Origin of the sequence: Williamwhitmania sp., from assembly GCA_035529935.1 — a bacterium.
Classification (GTDB): domain Bacteria; phylum Bacteroidota; class Bacteroidia; order Bacteroidales; family Williamwhitmaniaceae; genus Williamwhitmania.
In genome coordinates this window covers 1-4,892 of record DATKVT010000192.1, presented here as the reverse complement: position 1 = coordinate 4,892, position 4,892 = coordinate 1, and the positions used below count along the sequence as shown (strand labels likewise).

The 4,892-nt window shown below is 45.3% G+C and carries 6 protein-coding genes; 1 reads left to right on the top strand and 5 read right to left on the bottom strand.

Annotated features, from left to right (window positions below; all coding sequences use genetic code 11):
* From VMW01_14790 to VMW01_14770, 5 genes are all read right to left on the bottom strand, one after another.
* A partial coding sequence (locus VMW01_14790; GenBank protein HUW07512.1) for an ABC transporter permease occupies positions 1-807 on the bottom strand: 807 nt, incomplete at its 3' end.
* Positions 808-810: 3 nt separating this feature from the next.
* Positions 811-2,034, bottom strand: coding sequence for an FtsX-like permease family protein (locus VMW01_14785; protein HUW07511.1), 1,224 nt, complete (start codon positions 2,032-2,034; stop codon positions 811-813).
* Positions 2,035-2,039: 5 nt separating this feature from the next.
* Positions 2,040-2,795: an outer membrane lipoprotein-sorting protein gene (locus VMW01_14780; GenBank protein HUW07510.1), complete on the bottom strand. Its 756-nt coding sequence runs from the start codon at positions 2,793-2,795 to the stop codon at positions 2,040-2,042.
* Positions 2,792-3,382, bottom strand: coding sequence for a TetR/AcrR family transcriptional regulator (locus VMW01_14775; protein HUW07509.1), 591 nt, complete (start codon positions 3,380-3,382; stop codon positions 2,792-2,794). The genes VMW01_14780 and VMW01_14775 overlap by 4 nt, the downstream gene beginning before the upstream one ends.
* A gap of 147 nt (positions 3,383-3,529) precedes the next feature.
* Positions 3,530-4,420, bottom strand: a complete 891-nt coding sequence (locus VMW01_14770; protein ID HUW07508.1) for a polyphosphate kinase 2 family protein — start codon at positions 4,418-4,420, stop codon at positions 3,530-3,532.
* Between the two features lie 164 nt (positions 4,421-4,584).
* Here VMW01_14770 and VMW01_14765 point away from each other — a divergent pair.
* Positions 4,585-4,892, top strand: a 308-nt coding sequence (locus tag VMW01_14765; protein ID HUW07507.1) for a hypothetical protein, incomplete at its 3' end; no start/stop codon positions are given.

The window sequence follows — 4,892 nt, the reverse complement described above, 5'->3', positions numbered from 1 at the left end:
GGTATATACCTTCAGCCCCGGAAAGAGCGAACGAACCTGTTGTGCTGCCACATTGAGCTGCTTTTCGTTGGTTAACCTAAGCGCCAACTCACTTACGGTGCTGTCGGGCAATACCATCAATGAAGATAAGTCGCTCCGAAGTACAAAGGCATTGTTCTCCTCAAACTGTGTATTGCTTGTTCGAAAAATGCCCACTACACGAAAGGCTCCCCCCGTAAGTGTACCATTGTAATCCTGCATGGTTATCACCAGTTTGGAGCGCACCTTCACTTTAAGCTTGTGCGCTAACTTTTCGCCAATAACAATGGGAATATGCTGATCATCGGATAAATACACACCGCAGGAATCTTCAACAAACTGGGCAATGTTGGCCACACTAGGTCTGTTTTTTCGAACGGCGGTGCTATCCCAAATGGTTTGGTATAGCATCGACACCGTTTTCTCCTTTGCGGGGTCAACGCCATAAAGGGTTATACCGGAGCTGGTGGTTGCCGTTTGCACCATGGCGGAGGTAATAACTCTAGGAGAAATCCCCACAACCAACGGAAGCTTTGCCAAGGCACGCTCCTTATCGGGGGCATCGGTGATGCTGTAATGAGGCTCCAGGTTCTCCTTAAATCGTGGATGCAGAACCTTTAGCTCAGGTGTTTCATAGCGAATGCCCTCGCTTACCCGTTGTTCGGACATGCCAAGCAAAAAAGCTGAGGCAAATAGTCCGCCGAAGAGACCAAGCGCAATGGCCACAATAACCACCAGGCTTCGGGTGCGGTTTCTCCAGATATTTTTCCATGCAATTGAAGGTATCATGGCTTATCGTCTTAAATCTTTAGAGGGAATAATGCGAAAAATGGAAAAGATGGGATACAACGCAGCCACCAGAGCAATAACGAATATGACAATGCTTTGGGCAACGAAGAAATCGCCTTGCAGCGCAAATGGCATAATGGGGTCAAAGCCCATGCTGCGCATTGCCTCCGCAGTTTGGCCTGTAAACCAAATGGGATGATGGTAGTAGTATAGAATAATGGGCAAAGCACCTATCACTCCGGCAACTAGCCCAATCAGCGTAATAAACATCACCTCCGAGGCAATTATCATTGCCAGCTTCGTTTTTTTCATCCCAACAGCCACCATAACCGCCAGCTCACGTCGACGCTCGGAAATCATCATGAGCAGGGTTCCAAAGATGCCAAAGCCCACCACCATGTATAAAATAGCCAGCATAAACAGCCCTTGCACATTATCGGCCTTAATTTGCTGCATTAGCTGTACCATAAGCTGCTCCCACGTCATCACTTCATACTTCTGAGAATTCAACTGGTGCTTTAATGTGGTGGCTGCTTCCGAAAGTTCTCGGTTATTATCAATAAGCATGGCATAGGAGGTAAGCCTTCCGGGGGCAGAATAGAATCCCTGAGCCTGAATCAACGGGATAAAGACAAAGGAGTTATCCATTTCCGGGGCGGCCAACTTCAGTATGGCTTTAACAGGAAAAACATTGGCAGAACTCGCACCTTGATATCCCACACTGATAAGCACCAGCGTATCACCAACATTTACTCCAAGATACTTTGCCAGCGTTTCTCCAAGGGCAGCTCCGCTATCGGAAGGCGTAAGCCAGCTACCCTTAACAACGTGGTGCGAAAGGTTGGTAAGCTTATTCTCCAACAGCGGGTCAACCCCCACTACCATCACCCCCTTGGTTTTAGCGTCGAAGGAGGCAAGCGCAAAGGACTCAAGGCGTGGAACAATCAGCGAAATACCGGGAACCGATGCAATGGTATGGACTAGGCTATCGGAGGCAGCAAAGGAGTTATCGAGGGTTTTATCGTCCCAGTAGCCTTTGGCATGCACCTGCAGGTGCCCTGTATAGGAATGCACTACGTTGTCGATCATATGGCTGTAGGAACCAATCTGCATCGAACGCATCACCAGCGCCAGCAGGATGGCAAAAAAAACTGAGCCGATGGTTATTAAGGTTCTTCGCTTGTTTCGCCAAATATTGCGCCAAGCGAGCGTCACAATTTGTTTCATTGTGTCTACTTTATGGTTTTCATGGTTTGCTGCGAGAAAGTGTTATCGTTGAGGTCGATGTTGAACTTAATGGCATCCAACACTATCACCGTCTTCTGGTTAGGTTTGTCGGCCGGAATAATTTCGATGTGGGCTGCCACCTTGCGTCCCCCCATCTCCTTAACATCCGATGCCAACTCAGTTCTTACCAGGTAACCATCCTCGTCGTAGTATTCGGTCTTCAGCATGAGGTAGTCGCCTTTGGAAATCCATGTTATAAGCTTGCCCCAAACCACCGCAGCATCGGGTTTGGGTTTCATCTCAATTTTGTAGCAGCTGAAGCCTCCAAAGGTCTCTTCGCCCAACAGCGTATGGTTGTAGTCGTTGGTGAGCGACGACTCCTTGAGCACATCATCGTTGGTGTAGTCGGAACCCATCCACCCCTGCGACATCATGGAGGCCGGAATCTTTATCATTCGGTTTATGGAGGGCAACCAATTCCACATGTTGCTTCCCACTTTTAGGAAGGTTTGGCCCTTCTCCTTGGCCGGATAGGTAATGAGGGTAAGCGCCTTGTCGCGCGCCTTGGTCCATAGCTTCATCTTGAGCGTACGCTCCCACTTGGGCCGAACAATTGTCATTGACATTTCGCAGTAGGAGGATTTCTCGCCAAGTGAATTATTCTCGGCACGATTAACTATCTCCTTGGCATCTGGCGTTTGAGCAATGCTAAAGGCTGGTAGAAGTATGGTTAACGCCATACCCCAAATGAGCTTTTTCATAATGTTCCTTTTGTTAGAAGATTAAAAAACATAGGCTTAATTTTCTCTATCTGAAAGATGTCCGGATTAAAAAGGGAGTTGAATATTAACCCATCTGCCGTTGCATGTATAAAGAGGATAACGCTTTGCGGATCCTCATAACCTTTTGCGGCAAAATAATCCAGAAAAGGAGTAACCATGCGCACGGCTATTTCTTCCATCTCATCTTGAAAAGACTCCATTACATGAGGATGCAAAAACATAGAGTAGTATAGCTTATAAAATTCCGCACGCTCAAGCACTCGGTCAAAAATGCGATCCATCACGGCAATTACCTCTTCATCAGAAGTTAAGGTCCTATCTCCTGATTCTCCGAGTACAGAAAAGATATCGTCTATACCTTCTCTTGTAATGCTTCGGAGTATCTCCTCCTTGCTTTCGAAGTAGGAGTATATTAGCCCTTTGGCTACTCCTGCCTCCTTTGCAATTTGGGACACCGAAGTGCTGAGGTAGCCATGTTCCGCAAAGAGCTTAAGAGATGCATCCATTATTTGGGTTCGCTTATCCTCCTTAATTTTATTTAACTGCTCTTTAGTACGTGGTGCCATAGCAACGGTTCCTTCCTTTTTGATATTAAATTTTATGACTGACCGGTCGGTCAAATATACAACCAACAACAAAAAAAGCAAGCCTTTGGAGCTTACTTTTTTGTTAATTAATTTCAAACACTACATATGCTACTAGTAATATGATAGTTACTCCATTTCCATTTTTGCCTTGGCATCTAAAAGAGCCTTCTCCATATCGTCAGAAACCTTAGGATATTCCATCTTCAGAATCTCGAGCTTATTGGCAATAATGTTTCCCACGGCATAGCGCATAAACCACTTATGGTCGGCCGGAATTACATACCACGGAGCCAGTTCGGTGGACGTTTCGCGAAGCATTTCGTTGTAGGCTTGCATGTAATCGTCCCAGCGCTCACGTTCCTTAAGATCGGCGAGCGAAAACTTCCACCGCTTCGACTTATCATCGATACGGTCGAGCAATCGTCGCTTTTGCTCATGTTTAGACAGATGCAGGAAAAATTTAATCACAATGGTGCCATTTTCCACCAAGTGCTTTTCCATTTGGTTGAAGCTGGCATAGCGATTTTGCCAAAGGTCACGGGGAATATCTTTTAGCACCTTTAATCCAGGTAGCTGCTGTTTTAGGAGAATTTCCGGATGAACTCTAACAACCAGCACCTCCTCGTAGTAGGAACGGTTGAAAATACCAATGCGTCCACGCTCGGGCAAACTTTTATAGGTCCGCCAAAGGTAGTCGTGATCGAGCTCCTCCTTGGAAGGTTGCTTAAAGCTGTATACCTGGCATCCCTGAGGATTGAGTCCAGACATCACATGCTTGATTGTACCATCCTTGCCGGCGGCATCCATGGCCTGAAAAATAACAAGGATGGAATGTCTATCGCTTGCATATAGAAGGTCCTGCTGATCGATCAGCATATTTATATCCGTCTCAAGCAAACCCTTTGCATGCTCCTTATCCTTTACTCCATCGGTAGTATCGGTTGAAAAATCCTTAAGATCTCCTTTCCCGTTAGTGGGGAATTTAAACATCGATTCCGGACCATTATTATTTCCCATATCTGTACAATTTTGTTGATAGTAAAAAATTGAACATCAAACCGTCACACGATTATCGGTCGAAATAAAAGTAGTTCATTTTAGAGTATCAATCCAACAAAACCCATCACAATTTTCCTTAAGAATGGTTAAAAAGGCTATCTTCGGCAAAAAATCGTAAGAAAGTGAAAGATCTTAAGAGAATACATTGGATAGCCCTGTTTTCAGTTATTTCAACAACATTAATCTTTGTTGTAGTGCGATTGGGCTTTAAAATTCATGTTCAAACCACACCTTACATCAGCTACTTTACCGATATCGTAGCCATTATTGCTTCAATTGGATCCATTTTTGGAGGAAACGCGGTGATGAAGGAGTTGCTCTCAGAAATAAAGTATAAGAGCGATCCTGAAGAAAAGTTCAAACTCTACAAGAGTGCATTAACAAAGAAATATCTGCTAATAGGATTGGGTGGAGAACTTTGCGCCATTGC

What these genes read in the sequence shown, in the direction of transcription:
- VMW01_14785 (HUW07511.1), bottom strand. Translation starts at nt 2,034, where the DNA reads ATGAAACAAATTGTGACGCTCGCTTGGCGCAATATTTGGCGAAACAAG.
- VMW01_14780 (HUW07510.1), bottom strand. Translation starts at nt 2,795, where the DNA reads ATGAAAAAGCTCATTTGGGGTATGGCGTTAACCATACTTCTACCAGCC.
- VMW01_14775 (HUW07509.1), bottom strand. Translation starts at nt 3,382, where the DNA reads ATGGCACCACGTACTAAAGAGCAGTTAAATAAAATTAAGGAGGATAAG.
- VMW01_14770 (HUW07508.1), bottom strand. Translation starts at nt 4,420, where the DNA reads ATGGGAAATAATAATGGTCCGGAATCGATGTTTAAATTCCCCACTAAC.